The sequence below is a fragment of the Salinispora sp. H7-4 genome, assembly GCF_013416675.1.
Lineage (GTDB): Bacteria > Actinomycetota > Actinomycetes > Mycobacteriales > Micromonosporaceae > Micromonospora > Micromonospora vitiensis.
In genome coordinates this window covers 156467-175687 of sequence record NZ_JABZED010000007.1, presented here as the reverse complement: position 1 = coordinate 175687, position 19221 = coordinate 156467, and the positions used below count along the sequence as shown (strand labels likewise).

The 19221-nt window shown below is 71.9% G+C and carries 22 protein-coding genes; 16 read left to right on the top strand and 6 right to left on the bottom strand.

Annotation, left to right across the window (positions count from 1 at the left end):
• Positions 1 to 3: 3 nt before the first annotated feature.
• Positions 4 to 1119, top strand: coding sequence for a cystathionine gamma-lyase (locus tag H0524_RS08680; RefSeq protein WP_180198181.1), 1116 nt, complete (start codon positions 4 to 6; stop codon positions 1117 to 1119).
• An 80-nt stretch (positions 1120 to 1199) separates the two neighbouring features.
• Positions 1200 to 2231: an ROK family protein gene (locus tag H0524_RS08675; protein ID WP_180198445.1), complete on the top strand. Its 1032-nt coding sequence runs from the start codon at positions 1200 to 1202 to the stop codon at positions 2229 to 2231.
• A 64-nt stretch (positions 2232 to 2295) separates the two neighbouring features.
• Here H0524_RS08675 and H0524_RS08670 read toward each other — a convergent pair whose 3' ends face one another.
• Together H0524_RS08670 and H0524_RS08665 are read right to left on the bottom strand one after the other, a co-directional pair.
• The gene (locus H0524_RS08670; RefSeq protein ID WP_180198180.1) at positions 2296 to 2496 is read right to left on the bottom strand and encodes a DUF397 domain-containing protein; all 201 of its coding nucleotides are present in this window, start codon (positions 2494 to 2496) and stop codon (positions 2296 to 2298) included.
• A gap of 4 nt (positions 2497 to 2500) precedes the next feature.
• Positions 2501 to 3346 carry a helix-turn-helix transcriptional regulator gene (locus H0524_RS08665; protein WP_180198179.1) on the bottom strand — a complete coding sequence of 282 codons (846 nt, stop codon included), beginning with the start codon at positions 3344 to 3346 and terminating at the stop codon, positions 2501 to 2503.
• A 229-nt stretch (positions 3347 to 3575) separates the two neighbouring features.
• Here H0524_RS08665 and H0524_RS08660 point away from each other — a divergent pair, with 229 nt between their 5' ends.
• Positions 3576 to 3851, top strand: coding sequence for a hypothetical protein (locus tag H0524_RS08660; protein WP_180198178.1), 276 nt, complete (start codon positions 3576 to 3578; stop codon positions 3849 to 3851).
• A 224-nt stretch (positions 3852 to 4075) separates the two neighbouring features.
• Entirely contained in the window at positions 4076 to 5182 is a 1107-nt protein-coding gene (locus H0524_RS08655) for a D-alanine--D-alanine ligase family protein (protein ID WP_180198177.1), read from the top strand.
• A gap of 65 nt (positions 5183 to 5247) precedes the next feature.
• Here the strand turns inward: H0524_RS08655 and H0524_RS08650 are convergent, their stop codons facing one another.
• Positions 5248 to 5928: a DUF3515 domain-containing protein gene (locus H0524_RS08650; RefSeq protein WP_180198176.1), complete on the bottom strand. Its 681-nt coding sequence runs from the start codon at positions 5926 to 5928 to the stop codon at positions 5248 to 5250.
• Positions 5929 to 6162 (bottom strand): Lrp/AsnC ligand binding domain-containing protein, encoded by a 234-nt coding sequence (locus tag H0524_RS08645; RefSeq protein WP_018218919.1) that lies wholly within the window; start codon positions 6160 to 6162, stop codon positions 5929 to 5931.
• A 96-nt stretch (positions 6163 to 6258) separates the two neighbouring features.
• Between H0524_RS08645 and H0524_RS08640 the strand changes: the two genes are divergently transcribed.
• Together H0524_RS08640 and H0524_RS08635 are read left to right on the top strand one after the other, a co-directional pair.
• Positions 6259 to 7212, top strand: coding sequence for a thiamine-phosphate kinase (locus H0524_RS08640; protein WP_180198175.1), 954 nt, complete (start codon positions 6259 to 6261; stop codon positions 7210 to 7212).
• Positions 7213 to 7240: 28 nt separating this feature from the next.
• The gene (locus tag H0524_RS08635; protein ID WP_180198174.1) at positions 7241 to 7708 is read left to right on the top strand and encodes a GNAT family N-acetyltransferase; all 468 of its coding nucleotides are present in this window, start codon (positions 7241 to 7243) and stop codon (positions 7706 to 7708) included.
• Between the two features lie 141 nt (positions 7709 to 7849).
• Here the strand turns inward: H0524_RS08635 and rpmB are convergent, their stop codons facing one another.
• Positions 7850 to 8041: a 50S ribosomal protein L28 gene (gene rpmB, locus H0524_RS08630; protein WP_026185040.1), complete on the bottom strand. Its 192-nt coding sequence runs from the start codon at positions 8039 to 8041 to the stop codon at positions 7850 to 7852.
• A 256-nt stretch (positions 8042 to 8297) separates the two neighbouring features.
• Here rpmB and H0524_RS08625 point away from each other — a divergent pair, with 256 nt between their 5' ends.
• On the top strand, positions 8298 to 9923 hold the full coding sequence (locus tag H0524_RS08625; protein WP_180198173.1) for a DAK2 domain-containing protein: 1626 nt from the start codon (positions 8298 to 8300) through the stop codon (positions 9921 to 9923).
• On the top strand, positions 9920 to 12121 hold the full coding sequence (recG, locus tag H0524_RS08620) for an ATP-dependent DNA helicase RecG (RefSeq protein WP_180198172.1): 2202 nt from the start codon (positions 9920 to 9922) through the stop codon (positions 12119 to 12121). Before H0524_RS08625 ends, recG begins: the two co-directional genes overlap by 4 nt.
• A gap of 163 nt (positions 12122 to 12284) precedes the next feature.
• Here recG and H0524_RS08615 read toward each other — a convergent pair whose 3' ends face one another.
• Complete coding sequence (locus tag H0524_RS08615) at positions 12285 to 13442, bottom strand: cell wall anchor protein (RefSeq protein ID WP_180198171.1); 1158 nt, start codon at positions 13440 to 13442, stop codon at positions 12285 to 12287.
• Positions 13443 to 13777: 335 nt separating this feature from the next.
• On the opposite strand from H0524_RS08615, the gene rsmD reads away from it, so the two are divergent.
• The 8 genes from rsmD (at position 13778) to mutM (ending at position 19123) form a co-directional block, all read left to right on the top strand.
• Positions 13778 to 14341, top strand: coding sequence for a 16S rRNA (guanine(966)-N(2))-methyltransferase RsmD (rsmD, locus tag H0524_RS08610; RefSeq protein WP_180198170.1), 564 nt, complete (start codon positions 13778 to 13780; stop codon positions 14339 to 14341).
• On the top strand, positions 14338 to 14826 hold the full coding sequence (gene coaD, locus H0524_RS08605; protein WP_180198169.1) for a pantetheine-phosphate adenylyltransferase: 489 nt from the start codon (positions 14338 to 14340) through the stop codon (positions 14824 to 14826). The genes rsmD and coaD overlap by 4 nt, the downstream gene beginning before the upstream one ends.
• A 212-nt stretch (positions 14827 to 15038) precedes the next feature.
• The gene (locus H0524_RS08600) at positions 15039 to 15536 is read left to right on the top strand and encodes a hypothetical protein (RefSeq protein WP_180198168.1); all 498 of its coding nucleotides are present in this window, start codon (positions 15039 to 15041) and stop codon (positions 15534 to 15536) included.
• 147 nt (positions 15537 to 15683) lie between these two features.
• A complete protein-coding gene (locus tag H0524_RS08595; RefSeq protein ID WP_180198167.1) occupies positions 15684 to 16247 on the top strand; it encodes a DUF177 domain-containing protein in 564 nt (187 codons plus the stop codon).
• 5 nt (positions 16248 to 16252) lie between these two features.
• The gene (rpmF, locus tag H0524_RS08590; RefSeq protein WP_012181392.1) at positions 16253 to 16426 is read left to right on the top strand and encodes a 50S ribosomal protein L32; all 174 of its coding nucleotides are present in this window, start codon (positions 16253 to 16255) and stop codon (positions 16424 to 16426) included.
• 114 nt (positions 16427 to 16540) lie between these two features.
• Positions 16541 to 17521, top strand: coding sequence for a phosphate acyltransferase PlsX (locus H0524_RS08585; RefSeq protein ID WP_180198444.1), 981 nt, complete (start codon positions 16541 to 16543; stop codon positions 17519 to 17521).
• Entirely contained in the window at positions 17518 to 18276 is a 759-nt protein-coding gene (rnc, locus tag H0524_RS08580; protein ID WP_018725939.1) for a ribonuclease III, read from the top strand. The genes H0524_RS08585 and rnc overlap by 4 nt, the downstream gene beginning before the upstream one ends.
• Positions 18269 to 19123 (top strand): bifunctional DNA-formamidopyrimidine glycosylase/DNA-(apurinic or apyrimidinic site) lyase, encoded by an 855-nt coding sequence (gene mutM / locus H0524_RS08575; protein WP_180198166.1) that lies wholly within the window; start codon positions 18269 to 18271, stop codon positions 19121 to 19123. Before rnc ends, mutM begins: the two co-directional genes overlap by 8 nt.
• Positions 19124 to 19221 lie beyond the last annotated feature (98 nt).

Sequence of the window (19221 nt, the reverse complement as noted above, 5' to 3'; positions counted from 1 at the left end):
GCGGTGCCGGGCGACAACGACGGAACCCGCTGTGTCCGTGCTGGGCTGCCGGAGCCGGTACCCGGGGATCCGTTCCTGCCCGGCCCGGTTTTTGCCGCGCCGTACCACCTCGATCCAGGGGCCGGTCCGGTGGGCACGCCGAACGGCTACGGTCGGACGGACAACCCGACCCGGCGGCGGCTGGAGGCGGCGATCGGTGAGCTGGAGGGGGGCGACTGCCGGGTCTTCGCCAGCGGCCAGGCGGCGATCACCGGGCTGCTGCTGAGTGTGTTGCGTCCCGGCGACACGGTGCTGCTCCCCGCCGACGGCTACTTCTCGGTGCGGGCGTTCGCCACCGAAACCCTGGCCGGCATCGGGGTACGGGTGCTCCTCGCGCCGACCGCCGGGCCGTATCCGGAGCTCATCGGCGTACGTCTGGTGTTGGTGGAGTCCCCGGCCAACCCGGGCCTGGACGTCGTGGACCTGCCTGCGTTGGCGGTGCGGGCGCGGGCGGCGGGGGCCCTGTTGGTGGTGGACAACACCACCGCCACCCCGCTCGGGCTGCGTCCGTTGGAACTCGGCGCCGACCTGGTGGTGGCCTCGGGCACGAAGGCACTCACCGGCCACTCGGACCTGCTGCTCGGGTATGTCGGCACCCGGTCGGCCGAGTTACTCGCGGCGGTGACCCGGTGGCGGGACCACACCGGGGCGGTCCCGGGCGCCTTCGACGCCTGGCTGGCACACCGATCCCTGGCCACCCTCGACCTGCGGCTGGCCCGGCAGACCGCGAACGCCGCGGCCCTCGCCGGGTTGCTGGCGGAGCAACCGGGAGTGACCGGGCTGCGCTGGCCGGGCCGACCGGAGGACCCGGCCTACCCGGTGGCCGTGGCGCAGCTGCGCCGGATGCCGGGGGTGCTCTCGTTTGATCTCGGCGACGCCGACCGGGTCGCCCGCTTCATCGCCGCGGCTCGGCTGGTGGCGGCGGCCACCTCGTTCGGCGGGCTGCACACCACGGCCGACCGGCGGGCCCAATGGGGGGACGACACCCCGCCCGGCTTCGTCCGGCTCTCCTGCGGCGTCGAGGACACCGCCGACCTGGTCGCCGACGTGGCCGCCGCGCTGCGGGCCGTCAACGGCTGACCCGCCGCCGGTTCCCCATGGCGGGTCACCGCCGCGGGAACTAGCCTCACGTCATCGTCTCCGGAGTGGGAGGGCAGAACGTGGGCAGCGCGGCAACGCCGGTGGTCGTTGGTTTGGACAACGGTGGCACCAGCAACAACGCCACCGTTCTGACGGTGGATGGACGCTTCCTCGTGGACGGGTTGCTGGAGAGCCCGAGCGAGGTCCAGGCCGGTCCGCAGGCGGCGATCGAGGCCCTCGCGGGCGCCTTTGCCGGTGCATTGGCGTCGGCCGGGGTGGCCCGGGGTCTGGTCCAGGCAGTGGGGCTGGACACCCCCGGTCCGGCCAGCGCCACCGGGGTGATCTCCTCGCGTGGTTCGACCAACTTCTCCCAGCCACAGTGGCGGGGCTACGACGTGCGGGGCGCACTTGAGCGGCGGCTCGGCCTGCCGGTGGTGTATCTCAACGACGGCAACGCCGCCGCCCTCTACGCGCACCACTCGTTCTTTGGCGCGGATGCGGCGCGTCGCTCGTCGGCCTCCGTGGTGGTCGGAACCGGTCTCGGCGGCGGGCTGGTTGACCGCGGACGGGTGATCGCCGGTGCGGCCGGTATGGCGGGTGAGTTGGGGCACGTGCAGCTACCGTTGACCGGCCTGCTTGGACCCGGTCAGCCGGAGCCGGTCTGCGGGTGTGGGTTCGTCGGGGACGCGGAGAGCGTCGCGTCGCTGACCGGGATCGCCCGTAACCTGCTGCCGTACTGGTTGACCCGATTCCCCGGGCATCCACTGACCGCGCAGCCGCTGGTGCGGGCCGCGAAGCTGGTCCGTGGGTTTGGCGAGCGGGGCGACCCACTGGCCCGGGAGATCTTCACCCAGCAGGCGAAGGCGATCGGCCGGCTGTTCACCCTTGTGGCGAATCTGGCCGATCCGCACGCCTACTTCGTCGGCGGGGGCGTGGTGGAGGCGGCCCCGGAATTTCGTGACTGGTTTCTCGCCACGGTCCGCGAGCACACCGTACTGCGGAAGGAGCAGGCGGCGGTGGCGACGTTCGCGCTGGTGCCGGAGCGGGACATGGCTGGGGCCCGGGGGGTGGCCCTGGCGGCGCTGCGGGGGTGGTCGGCACCGGGGCGATGACGGGTGGCCGGAGCTGGCTTCCGGTGGTCGGGCGACGGTGGGACCAGTACCGCCGCCCGACCGGTCACCGGCGTGGTGGCGCGGCGGTGAAGGTCGTCCAGGCTGCGGGGGTGAAGAGCAGCGCCGGGCCGTTGCGGTCCTTCGAGTCGCGCACGCCCACCACCTGCGGCAGCGTCGCGATCTCGACGCACGCCCCCTCGTCTCCGCTGTGACTGCTGGTGCGCCAGTGGGCCCGGGTGAGCTCCGAGTCGATCGTCGGGGTCATCGTCCTACCGTCCCTCCACGAGGTGCCGAAGCTGGTCCCGGCTGTCTGCCGGGCTGAGGGCCACGCTCCGCAGGTGCTCCATGATCTTGGTGCAGGTGCGGAGGTCGCCCGGGCGGTCGAGGACCATCTGGCCGGCGACCGTCTCCACCGAGGCGATGACGGGGTCTTCGGGGTCCGCGAACTCCAGGATGTGCAGTGAGCCGCGGGTGCCGCGGTGGTAGCCGGCGGCCAGTGGGATCACCTGGACGGTGACGTTGGGCAGCTCGCTTGCCTTCAGCAGGTGGCCCAGCTGCGCCGCCATCACCGTCCGGTCGCCGACCGGTCGGAGTAGGGCGCCTTCGTCGATGATGGCGTCGAGGATCGGCGGGTGCGGTGCGGTGAGTCGCTGCTGCCGGTCGAGCCGAAGCTGGACCCGCTGCTCGACCTCGTCGTCAGCCAGGGTGTGCGGACCGCCCCGCATCACGCCACGGATGTAGTCGGCGGTCTGGAGCAGGCCGGGCACCACGGAGGGCTCGAAGTTGGCGATCCCGGTGGCCTCGGCCTCCAGCGCGATGAAGTCGATGGTGCGCCGGTCGAGAAGGTACGAGTAGGAGACCCACCAACCGGGCTTACGTGCGTCCTTGGCGAGCTGTGCCGCCGCCGCGATCTCGTCTGGCGCGACACCGTAGAGGGTCAGGAGCGCCCGGACGACCGCCGGGCTCACCAGCGTCTGTGCGTTCTCGTAGCGGGACAGGGTGCTGCGGGTGCTGCTGATTTCGTCCGCTGCGGACTCCAGGGTGAGGCCGGCGGCCTCCCGGTGCATCCGCAGGGCGATGCCCAGCCGGCGGGCGCGGGCGGTCTTCGGGGCCATGTATCGATCCTTGCACATCTTTGGGAGGCGGTAAATGAGAGAACGTGGGTGAGAGTTGCATTCACGGCTGTCGCGGTGTCACTCTGTTGTCAGGTCCTCGCTGGCGGTTGTCGTGGCGACGGTGGTGGCGAGCGACTCGGAGGGATGAGGCGCGCGGTGGTCGGGTTCCCTCCCCCGGACCCGATTGCCGCGTGCTGCCCCGATGGCTCGCCGCCCGGAGGGACTCGACATGCGAACTGCCCGGTTGCCCCGACAGTGCCGTGGCGCCACCGAGCCCGGTCAGGTGGCGCTGACCCGATTCCTGGTGGTGCTCACCGATGTGCGCTCCCAGGACCGCGGCCGGGACGAGCGGGCCAGCCCGGAGCGGCGCCGGCAGGTGGTGGGCGCGAGTAGCCGCGAGGCGGCCGAGCGCATCGCGGGAGCGTTCATGGCGCTGGGCATGGTGCGGGCGGGCCGGCAGCGGGTCAAGCTGATCGCGATCGGCCGGCGGCACACTCGCGGATAGTCGACGGACCATCGGGCTGCCGGAAACAACCGGGCCGTCTCCTTCCTGCCGAGGTCAACCGATACATCCCCAAAATTCGGTTACCCACCGTATTGTGGGGTCGCTGATTGCCGAGCCCTCGCGCTCTCGACGGGGTATCGCCTGCCGACGTTCACCACGCACAGTAAGGTCACCAAGGTGAGCGCCCCGGCAGATGCGACGAGCCGACGAAGAGGTGAGGGCCAGTGACCACCCCAGGCAAGACCCGCGTGGCGGTCGTGTTCGGCGGGCGTAGCCCGGAGCACGGCATTTCCTGTGTCAGCGCCGGTAGCGTGCTGGCGGCGCTTGACCCCGACGAATACGAGGTCGTGCCGGTGGGGATCAGCCGCGCTGGCCAGTGGGTGTTGACCGGAGGCGATCCGGGCCAGTTTGAGATCAGTGCCCGGCAGCTGCCGGAGATCACCGCCGAGTGCGGGGACACCATCATGCTGAACGCCGACCCGAGTAACCGGGGGCTGCTGGTACTCGACGCCACCGCGGGCCCCCGGGCCCTCGCCGACGTGGACGTGGTGTTTCCGGTCCTACACGGAGCGTATGGGGAGGATGGCAGCATCCAGGGAATGCTGGAGATGGCCGGCATCCCGTACGTCGGGGCGAACGTCTTCGCCTCCGCCGCCGCCATGGACAAGGAGTTCACCAAGAAGCTCTGCGCCGCCGAGGGGATTCCGGTTGGCCCGTACGCGGTGCTGCGCAGCGGCATGACCCTGACCGAGCAGGACAAGCAGCGCCTCGGCCTGCCGGTCTTCGTCAAGCCCTCCCGAGCCGGCTCATCCTTCGGGATCACCAAGATCAGCGACTGGGCGGAGTTGGACGACGCGGTCGCCACCGCCCGGAAAATCGATTCCAAGGTCCTCGTCGAGGGTGCGGTCGTCGGCCGTGAGATCGAATGTGGGGTGTTGGAGGGCGAGGCCGGTGGAACTCCGGAAGCGTCCGTGCTCGCCGAGATCCGGGTGGTCGGGGAGCACGACTTCTACGACTTCGAGGCAAAATATATCGACGCCGATCTCGCCTCGGAGTGCGACGTCCCCGCCGACCTGCCGGAGCGGGTCACCCGTCAGGTCCAGGAGTACGCGGTCCGCGCCTTCACCGCACTCGACTGCGCCGGGCTGGCTCGGGCTGACTTCTTTATCACCCCCGAGCTGGATGTCTACCTCAACGAGGTCAACACGATGCCCGGCTTCACTCCGTCGTCGATGTTCCCGCGGATGTGGGCGGCCGCCGGCCTGGAGTACCCGAAGCTGGTCAACCGCCTCATCCGGACCGCCCTGCACCGTGGGACCGGGCTGCGCTGAAGCCGCCGCCCGCCGCCCGCCGCCCGGCAGGTCCGGTCGCGGCGGCGGCGGCCCGGTGACGGGGTCTACGCGGGGCGGCAACCCGTCGGGGGGTCGTCAACGGAGGGGACCGTAGCGGTGATCGTCTCCGAGATGGGGGAGACCCACTGGAGCGGCTGGTCGTAGTCGTCGGGCACCCGGACCGTGACCGTCGTCTCCCGGTCGACGGTGCTCAGCACGGTGCTGCCCTCCGCCTCGCTGCCGTACCAGCAGACCCGGTTGACCAACCAGAGCTTGTCGGTGTCGGCGAAGGCCGGCGCTTCGTCGCCGCAGGCCACGGTGAGAGCTGGGTCACCGTACGCGGCGTTCTGCTCGGGGCCGGCGGTGACCGGACGCTGCGGCAGCTCCCGGACCGTCGGCGGAAGCTGGGAGAGCAGGGCGCGGCAGACGGTGGCGGGGCGCTCGGCCAGAGCCGGAGCGGCCATCTCCACCGGGGCGGTGGAGAGCGGCCCGGGGGTCGCCGCCGACGTACTCGGCTCGGATTCCGGCTGATCCGGGGCGAACTGGTTGAACGCCAGGACGCCGGCCAGCACGGTGGCCGGGAGCGCGACCGCCGTCGCGATCAGGGCCGCGCCGCGGTTGGAGCGGTCCCGGCCGCCCTCCGGAGACCCGTCGATAGCCGTCGGGCGGGCGGCGGTGTCGTCACCGAGGGCGGGTGCGGCGTCGGGGGCGGTGGTGGTGTCGGATGAGTCGGGCAGCCTGCTCACTTAGAGACGCACCACCGAACAGGTGAGGGTGCGGGTGATTCCCGGCACCATCTGCACCTTGCTGACGATGAGGTCGCCGAGTTCGTCCACGGTCGGCGCTTCGCAGAGCAGCACCACGTCGTAGGGCCCGGTGACGGCGTCGACGCGGACAACCCCGGTAATCTTCGCGATCTGACCGGCCACGTCACGCGCTTGGCCGACCTCTGTCTGGATGAGTATGTACGCCTGTACCACGTTCGACCTCCCTCCGTCGCCGCCGGATGAGCGGCCTGAAGGGAGAAAATACCCTACCGACCAGGCCGGATTCCGATCGGCGGAGAAGGAGAAGCGGTGAGCGAACGCGGCAACGGCGTCGTGGGGCTGGGTGAGTTCGGTCTGATCGACCGGGTTACCGCTCGGTTGTCCTACGGACCGACCGTCCTGCTCGGCCCCGGGGACGACGCGGCGGTGGTGGCCGCCGCGGATGCCCGGGTTGTCGCCTCCACCGATGTGCTGGTGGAGGGGCGGCATTTCCGCCGGGACTGGTCCGGAGCGCAGGACATCGGCCACCGGGCAGCAGCGGCGAACCTCGCCGACATCGCGGCGATGGGTGCGCGACCGACCGCCCTGCTGGTCGCCCTCTGCATGCCACCGGAGCTGTCGCCCGGGTGGGCGGAGGAACTGGCCGACGGCCTGGCCGCGGAGGCCGCCATCGTGGGGGCCAGCGTGGTGGGCGGGGACATGTCGGCGAGTCCCACCCTGACCATCGCGGTGACCGCACTCGGTGATCTCGGCGGCCAAGCGCCGGTGACCCGGGCCGGGGCCCAGCCCGGTGACGTCCTGGCGCTCGCCGGCCGGACCGGGTACGCGGCAGCCGGCCTCACCGTCCTGTCCCGAGGCTTCCGGACCCCGCGGCTGCTGGTCGAGGCGTACCGACGACCGGAGGTGCCGTACCCGGCCGGACCGGCCGCGGCCGCCGCCGGTGCGACCGCAATGATCGATGCTTCGGATGGGCTCCTCGCCGATCTGGGGCATGTGGCCCAGGCGAGCGGGGTGGCGGTGGACGTGCGGCGGGACGCCTTCGCGGTGCCCCGGCAGATGCGCGACGCGGCCCAGGCGCTCGGCGTCGATCCGTACACCTGGCTGTTGACCGGCGGGGACGATCACGCCCTCGCGGCGACCTTCCCCCCGACGGCGGTGTTGCCGGCAGGTTGGCAGCCAATCGGTGCGGTCACCGCTGGCTCCGGGGTGACCGTTGATCAGCGGCAGTGGGAGGGCTCCGCCGGCTGGGACCACTTTCGGTAGGCGCACCGGACGGTCGTACCCTGCACTGGTGCAGAACCTGCAGATCCACCTCACCCGATTCGACTCGCCGACGGCACAGCGGCTGATCACGGCGGCCCTCGCCGAGCTGGGCGAGCGATACGGCGGCAGCGGCGACGATACCCCGGTGGACGCGGCCGAGTTCGAGCCGCCCGCCGGGACCTTCCTCGTCGCCGAGCTCGATGGCGAGTCCGTGGCCTGTGGCGGCTGGCGCAGCCACGACGGGTCGGTCGAGACAGCCGAGCTGAAGCGGATGTATGTGGCACCGCAGGTCCGGGGGCGGGGCGTGGCCCGAGCCATCCTGGCGGCGGTGGAACAGTCCGCGCGCGAGCAGGGCCGGCAGCGGATCGTCCTGGAGTGCGGCGATCGGCAACCCGAGGCGCTCGCGCTGTACCGTTCATCCGGCTACGCGCGGATCCCGAACTTTGGCTTCTACCAGGATGCCCCGGGCTGCGTCTCGTTCGGCCGGGCCCTCTGACGCCACGCTCTGCTTTGCGGGCGTCCCGCTCTGCTTTGCGGGCGTCCCGCTCCGGCTCCGCTCGGCCGGCGGCCGGCCCACCAACGCAAAACCGGCGGACCCTGACGGGTCCGCCGGTGCGGTCTGGCTGGGGTTACCGCGTCAGGCGCGGGTGACCTTGCCGGCCTTGATGCAGGACGTGCAGGCCTTCAGCTTCTTGGTGGTGCCACCACCGGCCGGGGTGCGCACAGACTGGATGTTCGGATTCCAGCGGCGGTTGGTCCGCCGGTGCGAGTGGGACACGTTGTGGCCGAAGCCCGGCCCCTTGCCACAGACGTCGCACACGCTAGCCACGGGATACTCCTGGGATTGATCCGTTCATGAGGTCGTCACCAGGCGCTGCCCGGGCAACCCGGCCAGGTTACCCGATGCCTGCTCGCGGTGCCCAACCCCCCTGCCCCGCCCCGGCCCTGCGCACCCCCGTCCCCTCCGCCTCGCCCCGGTGCGCACCGCCCCGGCCCCGCGCGGACTCGTTCCGGGTTGCGCTGACACGCCCGGCGCGCGCCGCCGGGCCAGACGCGGGTCAGAGCGCGCCAGTAGGCTACTCACCGTGCTGGACACCCTCGATGCCGCCGCGGTCCGCCGTTGGTGCGCGGGTGGGCTGGTCGCGTTGAAGCGCCACCAGGGTGAGATCGACCACCTCAATGTCTACCCGGTGCCCGACGGTGATACCGGCACCAACCTGGTCCTCACCCTCACCTCGGCGCAGCAGGCGTTGGCGATGGAGCTGGACAAGCTGCCCGACGACGGGCCCACCCCGCACGGGCAGGCGCTCCGGCTGATGGCCCGGGGTGCGCTGCTCGGCGCCCGGGGCAACTCGGGAGTGATCCTGGCGCAGATCCTGCGCGGCTTCGCGGACGCGCTGGCCGCGGTCCCGGTGGTGCGGGGCCGGGCGCTGGCCGTCGCCCTGCGCGCCGCCGCCACCGCCGCCTACGCCGCCGTCGCCGCTCCGGTCGAGGGGACGCTGCTCAGCGTGGCCGCCGCCGCGGCGCGCGCCGCCGAGCGGGCCGGCCGGGACGAGTTGGGCACCGTGGCCCGGGCCGCGGCCGACGAGGCCGCCCAAGCCCTCGGCCGAACACCCCAGCAGCTACCGGCCCTGGCCCGCGCCAGGGTGGTTGACGCCGGTGGGCGGGGCCTCTGTCTGCTACTCGACGCCCTGGTCGAGGTGGTCACCGGGGAGCGTCCGGCGCGTCCGGAGCTCACCGACCGCTCACCCCACCCGCCGGCCGACGATCCCCGCGAGCGCAGCGGGCCAACGTACGGCTACGAGGTGCAGTACCTGCTCGACGCCGAACCGGCGGCGGTGGCCCGGCTGCGCGAGGAGCTCGGCGCTCTGGGCGACTCGCTGGCGGTCGTCGGCGACGGCGCGGTCGCCGGCGGCACCTGGAACGTGCACGTGCACGTGGACGATGTCGGCGCGGCGATCGAGGCGGGAGTGGTCGCTGGTCGTCCGCACCGGATTGTGGTGACCCGCTTCGCCGACCTGCCCCAGCCGCTCGCGTCGCCGGGGCTCGAGCCGGAACCGGACCGCCGGGCGGCGGTGGTGGTGGCCACCGGGGATGGCATCGTCGAGCTCTGCGCCGCGGCGGAGGCGACGGTGCTGGAGGGCGTCTTCTCCACCGATGAGCTGTTGACCGCCGTCCGCGCCACTGGCGCGGCCCACGTCGTGGTGCTGCCCAACGACCCGGACACCCGGGCGATGGCGAACGACGTGGCCCGAGCGGCGTACGAACTCGGCGTCAGGGTCAGCGTGGTCCCGACCCGGTCGCCGGTGCAGGCCCTCGCCGCGCTCGCCGTCCGGGACCCGGGTCGGCGCTTCGAGGACGACGTGATCGCGATGGCCGAGGCCGCCGGTGCCTGCCGGTACGCGGAGGTCTGCTACGCCAGCCGGGCGGCCCTGACCGTCGCCGGTCCCTGCCGGCCGGGGGACGTGCTCGCCCTGGTTGACGGCGAGGTACACCTCATCGGGGCGGACCTGCTCGACACCTGCACCGCCGTGGTCGACCGGATGCTCGGCGGCGGTGGCGAGCTGGTGACCCTGCTGGTCGGGGCGGATGCCCCCGCCGGCCTGACCGAGGCGGTCCGCGAGCACGTGGTCCGCTCCTGGCCGTTCGTCGAGGTGCAGGTGTACCTGGGCGGGCAGCCGCACCACCCGCTCCTGGTGGGGGTCGAATGACCTCCGACCAGGCCACCGTCGACACTCCGTTGGGCAAGCTGATCGGGGCGAAGACGGCGAAGGCGCTCGCCACCCACCTCGACCTGCACACCGCGGGTGACCTGCTCTACCACGTCCCCCGCCGGTACGACGAGCGCGGCGAGCACACCGACATCCGGTCGCTGGATGTCGGCGAGCAGGTCACCGTCCTGGCCCAGGTGCAGCGCACCGCCGTGCGTCCGATGCGCCAGCGCCGCGGAAATCTGCTGGAGGTGACGGTCGGCGACGGTTCGGGGGGTGCGCTGACCCTGACCTTCTTCGGCAACCAGGTCTGGCGCGAGCGGGATCTACGCCCGGGCCGGTGGGGGCTGTTCGCCGGCAAGGTCACCGAGTTTCGGGGCCGCCGGCAGCTCAACGGCCCGGAGTACGTGCTCCTCGGCGACGGTGCTGAGGGCGAGGTGGCGGCCAGCGAGGAGGTCGAGGAGTTCGCGGGCGCGCTGATTCCGGTCTACCCGGCCGCCGCGGCGGTGCCGACGTGGGTGATCGCCCGGTGCGTGCGGGTCGTACTGGACACTGTCGACCCACCGGCGGACCCGGTACCGGCTACCGTGCGGAGCGTTCGTCACCTGGTCGGCCTCGGCACCGCCCTGCGCGAGGTGCACCGGCCGGCCAGTAAGGAGGCGCTCTACCGGGCCCGCCGCCGGCTCAAGTGGGACGAGGCCTTCGCGGTGCAGCTCACCCTGGTGCGACGCAAGCGGCAGGCCGCCGACCGTCCAGCCCGACCACGACCCGGAGTGGACGGTGGCCTGCGGGACGCCTTCGACGCCCGCCTGCCGTACCAGCTGACGGCCGGCCAGCGGGAGGTCGGCACCGAGATCGCCACCGACCTGACCACCGCCCACCCGATGCACCGGCTGCTCCAGGGCGAGGTCGGTTCCGGCAAGACGGTGGTCGCGCTGCGCGCGATGCTGCAGGTGGTGGACGCCGGTGGGCAGGCCGCGCTGCTGGCCCCGACCGAGGTGCTCGCCGCCCAGCACCACCGCGGCATCCTCGACCTGCTCGGGTCGCTGGGGCGGGCGGGCGAGCTGGACGCCGCCGAGCACGCCACCCGGGTGGAGCTGGTCACGGGGTCGCTGGGTGCCGCGGCCCGCCGCCGGGCTTTGGGCGAGGTGCGCAGCGGCGCCGCCGGCATTGTGCTGGGCACGCACGCCCTGCTGTACGAGGGCGTCGACTTCGCCGACCTCGGGCTGGTGGTGGTGGACGAGCAGCACCGCTTCGGCGTCGAGCAGCGGGACGCGCTGCGGGCGAAGGCGGACCAGCCACCACACGTACTGGTCATGACGGCCACCCCGATTCCCCGTACGGTGGCCATGACCGTCTACGGAGACCTGGAGGTCTCCACCCTGTCGCAGCTGCCGCGGGGGCGCTCGCCGATCGCGTCGCATGTGGTTCCGGCCGCGGAGAAGCCGGCTTTCCTGGACCGGGCGTGGCGCCGGCTGCGGGAGGAGGTCGCCGCCGGCCACCAGGCGTACGTGGTCTGCCCGCGCATCGGCGATGGCCCGGCCGTCGACGAGGAGGCGGTGCCGGCGGACGACACCGCGCGTCGGCCACCGCTCGCGGTGACCGAGGTGGCGCCGCTGCTCGCCGAGGGGCCGCTGCACGGGCTGCGGATCGGGGTGCTGCACGGCCGGCTTCCCGCGGAGGAGAAGGACGCGGTGATGCGTTCCTTCGCCGCTGGTGATCTCGATGTGCTGGTGGCCACCACCGTGGTCGAGGTCGGAGTGGATGTGCCGAACGCCACCGTGATGATCGTGCTGGACGCCGACCGGTTCGGGGTGTCCCAGCTGCATCAGCTGCGCGGTCGGGTCGGCCGGGGCTCCGCGGCGGGGCTCTGTCTGCTGGTGACCGAGGCGCTGGAGGGCAGTCCGGCGCGGGAGCGGTTGGACGCGGTGGGGTCGACAACGGATGGTTTCAAGCTCGCCGAGCTCGATCTGGAGCAGCGCCGTGAGGGCGATGTGCTCGGCGCCACCCAGTCCGGTCGCCGCTCGCATCTGCGGCTGCTGTCGCTGCTGCGGGACGCGGATCTGATCCGCGACGCCCGGACCGAGGCGATCAACCTGGTCGAGGAGGATTCGGAGCTGGTGCGCCATCCGGCGTTGGCGGCGTCGGTGGCGGCCCTGGTGGACGCGGACCGCGCCGAGTACCTGGAGAAGGGGTAGCCGCGCCAGCGGCGGCGGCGCAGACCAGAGCGGGATTGGTCCGGTATGGCCCTCCGGCGGATCGGGTCCGGCCGGGCAGGCCCGCGCGGATCTGGTCCGGACAACGGCGAAGGGCGGGCCGACCAGCTGGTCGGCCCGCCCTCAGCGGTCAGTAACCCTCAGCTCAGGCGGTGAACCGGAGCTTGCGACGACGGGCCATGACGAACAGGCCGCCACCGATGGCCAGCAGTACGGCGGCGCCGGCGGCGATGCCGCCAGCCGCGGCACCGGTCACTGGCAGGCCCGGGTCGCCGCCGCCCGCACCGGGGGTGCAGTCCTCGGGCTTCTCCCAGGCGATCGGCTCGGGGTTCTCGATGCCCTCGCCGCTCGGCGTGACGGTCAGGCCCTCCTCGGCCGGGAAGGACACGGTGCCGCTCATGCCCGGCTCGACGGTCAGCGTCTGCGGCTCACCCTTGTTCGGGGTGAAGGTCGCGGTGACGGTCTTGCCGTCCTCGGGGTTGTTGATCTCGAAGATCAGCTCGTCGCAGGTGGACTTGAAGGCGCCGGTCGGCTCGCCCGGCTTGACGCAGTCGTCGGCCGGCTTCGGCGTACCCTGGAAGAGCGGCTCTTTGCTGCCCTCGACGGCCACCGTGATCGTGGTCGCGTGCTCCGCGGGAACCTGCACCGTGGTGCTCTTGCCGGGCTTGACCTTCACCTTCTCGACGAAGTCGTCGCCGCCCTTGACGGTGAACTTCGCCGGCGCGGTCGCGTCGTCGGCGTTGTTGAGCGTGACGTGGGCGATGCCCTCGCAGTCAGCCTGGATGCTCGCCGAGGGGTTGGGGACCGTGGGAGCCGGCGGCTCGGGGTTCGTCGGAGTCGGAGTCGGCTTCGGCGCCTCGCAGGTGCCGCAGAACTTGACCGTGGCCGGGCGCAGCCGGCGCTCCTTGAAACCGTTGTCCCATTCGACCCGGACCGCCAGCGACGCCTTGGTGACGTTGCGGTCCGCCCGCAAGGTGGCGGTCAGCGTGTCGTTGACGGAGTGCCGGTAGTCGTCGGTGACGGCGAGTTCGGGGATGGTGACCGCGGTGGCTTTCCCGCCGACGTAGGTCTTGGCAACGACCTCGACCAGCTTGTACTTCTCGACGTCCTTCGGGGTGCTTGCGCTCTCGATGTTCCAGGTGACAACCCACTCGCCGGTGGCGGGGTCGCACTTGGCTGTGCCCGTGACGCTGCTGTGGTGGGCGCTGGCGGGGGTGGCGATGAGTGCTACCCCGGTGAGGCCGAGCAGCGCGCCAGCGGCGATGACGCCGGCACGCCGGAATAGGGCATGGAGACGGTTCACGTCTGCTCCTGATTGAGGGATCGGACGACGTGCCGGGCGGGCGGGAGATAGCGGCGACGTTGGCGTGGACCGCGGGCTCACGGCGCTCGCCTGGGCACAGGCTGCGCTCGCCAGAGCGGGCGCACGAATGGTGACTGTACTGGCTTTTGATCAAACTCGGGGGTCGAGATGAGAGGGCTCACATGATGTTGTTGATTCGTGATCATTGATCGGCGGACGGTTGCCGGGTGATGACTATCCGATGTGTGCGGACGAGTAACCTCAGCCCGGTTCGGCCCGGACGCGCTCGGCCGGGCGCAGGTGACGTAGCGTCGCAGCATGACCAGGAGCAGGCGTTGACGCGCATCGTGGCGGGCGCGCTCGGTGGACGTCGCATCGCCACCCCGCCGGGCGCTGGCACGCGGCCCACCTCTGACCGGGTCCGGGAGGCGCTGTTCAGCGCCGTTGCGGCGGCCGTCGATCTGGAGGGGGCCCGGTTCGCCGACCTCTACGCCGGGTCCGGGGCGGTGGGGCTGGAGGCGCTCTCCCGGGGCGCCGCGCACGTGCTGTTGGTGGAGTCGAACCCGCGGGCCGCCCGGACCATCCGGGAGAACATGGCCGCGCTGCGGGCCGGTCCGGCTGCCCGCCTGGTCACCGGGAAGGTCGCCACCGTGCTCGCCGCCGGCCCCGATGGGGGCCCGTATGACGTGATCTTCGCCGATCCGCCCTACCCGGTGTCGGACGAGGAGGTCTCGGCCATGCTCGCCGCGCTCGCCGGGAACGGGTGGTTGGCGCCCGAGGCCCTCGTCGTGGTGGAGCGGTCGAGTCGCAGCGGCCCGGTCGGCTGGGTGCCAGGTGTCACCGGTGAGCGCAGCCGGCGGTACGGCGAGACCATTCTTTGGTACGGTCGCCGATCATGAGGCGTGCGGTCTGTCCCGGCTCGTTCGACCCGGTCACCAACGGTCATCTCGACATCATCGGCCGAGCCAGTCGGCTCTTCGATGAAGTGATCGTCGGAGTGCTGATCAACCAGTCGAAGACCGGTCTGTTCACCGTTGACGAGCGCATCGACATGCTCCGCGAGGTGATCTCGTCGTACGACAATGTTCGGGTGGAGTCGTTCCGCGGCCTGTTGGTGGACTTCTGTCACGCCCAGCGGGCCAGTGTTCTGATCAAAGGGCTCCGGGCGGTCAGTGACTTCGACTACGAGTTGCAGATGGCCCAGATGAACGTCGGCCTGGCCGGCGTCGAGACGCTCTTCATGCCGACCAACCCGCTCTACTCGTTCCTCTCCTCGAGTCTGGTCAAGGATGTGGCGAAGTGGGGTGGTGACATCTCCGCCCACGTGCCGGAGGTGGTCCGCGGCGCCCTGCTGGCCCGCCTCGACCCACCGTCGCGTCGCTGACCCACAGTCGGTGTCCCGGTTTCGTCGTTGGTGTCTCGCTTCCCAGGTCGGTGTCTCGTTCCGGTCCGCCGCCGTCGACCCCTCCCGGCGACGCGCCGGGAGGGGGCATGATGCACCGGTGGACGGCACAGCGCATCATGTGTGGGGGCGCCGAATCCGGGTTCAACCCGCATCATTGAGATCGGCCGACGAACAACAGGAGTGAGGTACCGGTGGACCCGCTCGATCGAATCGACGAACTGATCACCATGGTGGAGCAGGCCCGCTCCGTGCCCATGTCCCGCAACAACTGCATGTTCGACCGGGGCGAGATGGTCGCTGTCCTCGACGAAATGCGTGCCGAGTTGCCCGCGGACCTGCGTCGGGCCGCCGCGTTGCTGGATGAGCGAGACAAGATCATGGAGGCCGGAAAGCGGGAGGCCGACCGGATCATCGCCGAGGGGGAGACGGAACACGCCCGACTCGTGTCGGTGAACGAGATCACCGTCTCGGCCGAGCACGAGGGGGCGCGGATCGTCGCCGAGGCGCGGGCCGAGGCGCAGCGGCTCCGGGACGAGGTGGACGACTACGTCGACACCGCGCTGGCCAACTTCGAGCAGTTCCTCACCCGAGCCCTCGCCTCGATCGAACGGGGTCGGGACAAGATGCACGCGCTCCGGGAGATCGGTACGTTCAGCGGAGAAGAGGCCGAGCGGCCATTGAACTTCTAGGGCCGGCGGCCAGGAAACCGCGGGTCGAACCGTGCCGAACGGGCGCGGTGTGCCGCTGCCGTGGGGTGGAAACGCCCCCGGTTCGACCCTGCGGCGACCACCCAGGTAATCTCGGGTGTCGGCCCTCCTACCGGCCGGAGTCTAACTATGCCCAAGCACACGTCTGCACCACTCGACCCCAGGTCGCCGCTGGTCCTCGACACGAGGGACCTGCCGCGTCGACCTGGCGCGTTGCGTACGGTCCGGCGGGTGGCGGCGGCACCGGCGGACCTCGGCGTGGAGTTGATCGGCGTGCCGGCGGGTGCTGATCTCGACCTCGACCTGAGGTTGGAGTCGGTGTCCGAGGGGGTGCTCGTCTCCGGGACCATCAGTGTTCCCATCAAGGGCGAGTGCAGCCGCTGCCTGCGCGAGATCGACGACGTCGTGGCCGTCCCGGTCCAGGAGCTGTACGCGTACGAGAACAGCACCACGGACATGACGGCCGGCGAGGACGAGGTGGGCCGGATGCAGGGCGATCTGATCGACCTGGAGCCGGTGCTGCGGGACGCGGTGGTGTTGACGCTGCCGACCAACCCGCTCTGCCGGGAGGACTGCCCAGGCCTCTGCCCCGACTGCGGGGTGGGCTGGGCCGAGCTGCCGGCCGATCACAGCCACCAGCAGGTCGACCCGCGTTGGGCGGCCCTGTCGCAACTGACCCGTAAAGAGGAGTAAGAACCGTGGCCGTCCCCAAGCGCAAGATGTCGCGCAGCAACACCCGGTCCCGTCGGGCGCAGTGGAAGACCGCGGCGGTTGCGACCGTGGCCTGCCCGCAGTGCAAGTCCGCCAAGCTGCCGCACGCCGCCTGCTCCGTCTGCGGCACCTACAACGGCCGCCAGGTCCTTGAGGTCTGACCTGGACGACGAGTGACGCCCCCGACCTCTGGTCGGGCGGCGCGTGCGCCCCGGCGCTCGCCCGATGCCCCGGCTCCCATCGCCACCGGCTGGCCCGTTCCGGTCGAGGTCCCGGTGGAGCCGGGCATCGTGCGGATCGCCGTCGACCTCCTCGGCGGGGACGATGCTCCCGCCGTCGTGGTTGACGGCGTTCTGCGGGCCGTCCGCGCCGACCCCGATCTACACGTCCTGCTCGTCGGCCCGCCCGAGGCCGTCGGCGAGCTGACCGCCACCCTCGATCCGGCGCAACGCGTCCGGATCGAGGTGTTCCCCGCTGAGCGGGGAGATCCCACCACGGCCCGAGCCGACTCCACTGTTGGCGCCGCGGTGGACGCCGTCCGCGACGGCGCCGCCGACGCGCTCGTCTCCGCTGGTTCGACCGGTGCCACCGTCACCGCTGCCGCCCTCGGGCTTGGCCGCTGGCCCCACGTCCGGCAACCGGCTCTGGCCGCCACCCTGCCCGGGGTCAACGGCCCGGTGGTCCTCCTGGATGTCGGCGGCTCGTTGGAGCCCCGTCCGGCTACCCTCGCCCGGCACGCGGCGCTCGGTGCCGCGTACGCCGTGGTTACGCACGCGCTCGAGTCGCCGCGGGTCGGGCTGCTCTCGATCGGCACCGAGCCCGGCAAGGGCGACCGTGCGCGGCGCCTGGCCGATCCCACCCTCGCCGCCGTGCCGCTGCCGTGCGCCGCTCGCTACGTCGGCCTGGTCGAGGGGTACGACGTCGCGTCCGGCGCGCGCGCCGATGTGGTGGTCACTGATGGATTCACCGGTAACGTGCTGCTCAAGGCGATCGAGGGCGCGTACGCGTTGACCGGTGGCCCACCGGCTGGCGGCCGGGCTCCCCGGGCCGCGGCCCTGCTCGGCGTCGCCGGCACGGTGGTGGTGTGCCATGGTGCTGCCCACGGAGGGGACATCGCCTCGGGTATCGCGTTGGCCGCCCACCTGGCCCGGCGTGAGGCCACCGACCAGGTCCGTGCGCTTCTCACCGATCTCGGCACGGAAGCTCCCACGGACCGCTACGACCGCATCACCGACACCGAGGTACGCACATCATGAGCATCGACAAGCGTCGGCGACCGGCCGTCGGACACCTGGAGGCGGCGTTCGGCGTGGCCCTGGACCCGGAGTTGCTGGAGCGGGCGTTGACCCACCGCTCGTACGCGTACGAGAACGGCGGTCTGCCCACCAACGAGCGGCTGGAGTTTCTCGGCGACTCCGTGCTCGGCGTGGTGATCACGACCGCGTTGTTCCACAACCACCCGGACCTGCCCGAGGGGCAGCTGGCAAAGCTGCGCGCCAGCGTGGTCAACATGCGGGCCCTCGCCGAGGTGGCCCGCGGCCTGGGACCCACCGGCCTCGGCCCGTACCTGCTGCTCGGCAAGGGGGAGGAGAGCACCGGCGGGCGGGACAAGGCGAGCATCCTCGCCGACACGCTGGAGGCGCTGCTCGGTGCGATCTATCTCGAGAGCGGCCTGGAGACCGTGGCGAGCGTCATCCACCGGCTCTTCGACCCGCTGATGGCCGAGTCGGCCGGGCGCGGCGCGGCGTTGGACTGGAAGACCAGCCTGCAGGAGCTGACCGCCGCGCAGGGGTTGGGCGTCCCGGAGTACCGAATCGAGGGCACCGGGCCGGACCACCTGAAGACCTTCACCGCCTGGGTGGTGGTGGCGGGCCGGCGGTACGGCGGCGCGGAGGGGCGGAGCAAGAAGGAAGCCGAGCAGCGGGCCGCCGAAGCGGCCTGGCGGACGCTGACCGAGCAGGCGGAGCAGGAGCCGGCCAGCGCCGGCAGCGGGGCGGCCGGCAGTGCCTGAGCTGCCGGAGGTTGAGACCGTCCGGCAGGGGCTGGCGCAGTGGGTGACCGGCCGGCGGATCGCCGAGGTGCGGGTGCTGCACCCGCGGGCGGTACGCCGACACCCGGCGGGTGCCGCCCACTTCGCTGACGTGCTCGTCGGGACGACGGTCCGGGACGTGCGGCGGCGCGGAAAGTACCTGTGGCTACCGCTGGACAGTGGCGATGCGGTGATCGGGCACCTCGGCATGTCGGGGCAGCTGCTCCTGCAGCCCGCTGGGGCGCCGGACGAAACCCACCTGCGGGTCCGGTTCCGGTTCGCGGATGACGGACCCGAGTTGCGCTTCGTCGACCAGCGAACGTTCGGCGGGTTGTCGGTCAGCGCCGGGGGCGCGGAACTACCCACGGAGATCGCGCACATCGCCCGGGACCCGCTGGACCCGGAGTTCTCCGACGACACCTTCGTCGCGGCGTTACGCCGCCGCCGCTCCGAGATCAAGCGGGCTCTGCTGGACCAGACGCTGCTCTCCGGCGTGGGCAACATCTATGCCGACGAGGCGCTCTGGCGGGCTCAGGTGCACGGCGCCCGGCCCGCCGACGGGCTGACCGGCCCGGCCGCACTGCGCCTACTCGGGCACGTCCGGGACGTGCTCGGCGAGGCGATCAAGGAGGGCGGGACGAGCTTCGACGCCCTGTACGTCAACGTCAACGGCGAGAGTGGTTACTTCGACCGGGCGCTGAACGTATACGGGCGGGCGGACCAGCCGTGCCGGCGGTGCGGTGCGTCGGTGCGCCGTGAGGCGTTCATGAACCGCTCGTCGTTCAGCTGTCCGCGCTGCCAGCCGCGGCCGCGTGGGTCGGCATCGTGAACGCCGCGCCATCGCGGCTGCCTCCCCGGCCGCCGCGCGGCTGAACCGAAAGCGCCCGGTTGAGGTACGCCGTTCGGCGTTGCTCAACCGGGCACCCA

What these genes read in the sequence shown, in the direction of transcription:
- recG (WP_180198172.1), top strand. Translation starts at nt 9,920, where the DNA reads ATGACCTCCGACCAGGCCACCGTCGACACTCCGTTGGGCAAGCTGATC.
- coaD (WP_180198169.1), top strand. Translation starts at nt 14,338, where the DNA reads ATGAGGCGTGCGGTCTGTCCCGGCTCGTTCGACCCGGTCACCAACGGT.
- H0524_RS08660 (WP_180198178.1), top strand. Translation starts at nt 3,576, where the DNA reads ATGCGAACTGCCCGGTTGCCCCGACAGTGCCGTGGCGCCACCGAGCCC.
- H0524_RS08595 (WP_180198167.1), top strand. Translation starts at nt 15,684, where the DNA reads ATGCCCAAGCACACGTCTGCACCACTCGACCCCAGGTCGCCGCTGGTC.
- rnc (WP_018725939.1), top strand. Translation starts at nt 17,518, where the DNA reads ATGAGCATCGACAAGCGTCGGCGACCGGCCGTCGGACACCTGGAGGCG.
- H0524_RS08665 (WP_180198179.1), bottom strand. Translation starts at nt 3,346, where the DNA reads ATGGCCCCGAAGACCGCCCGCGCCCGCCGGCTGGGCATCGCCCTGCGG.
- H0524_RS08670 (WP_180198180.1), bottom strand. Translation starts at nt 2,496, where the DNA reads ATGACCCCGACGATCGACTCGGAGCTCACCCGGGCCCACTGGCGCACC.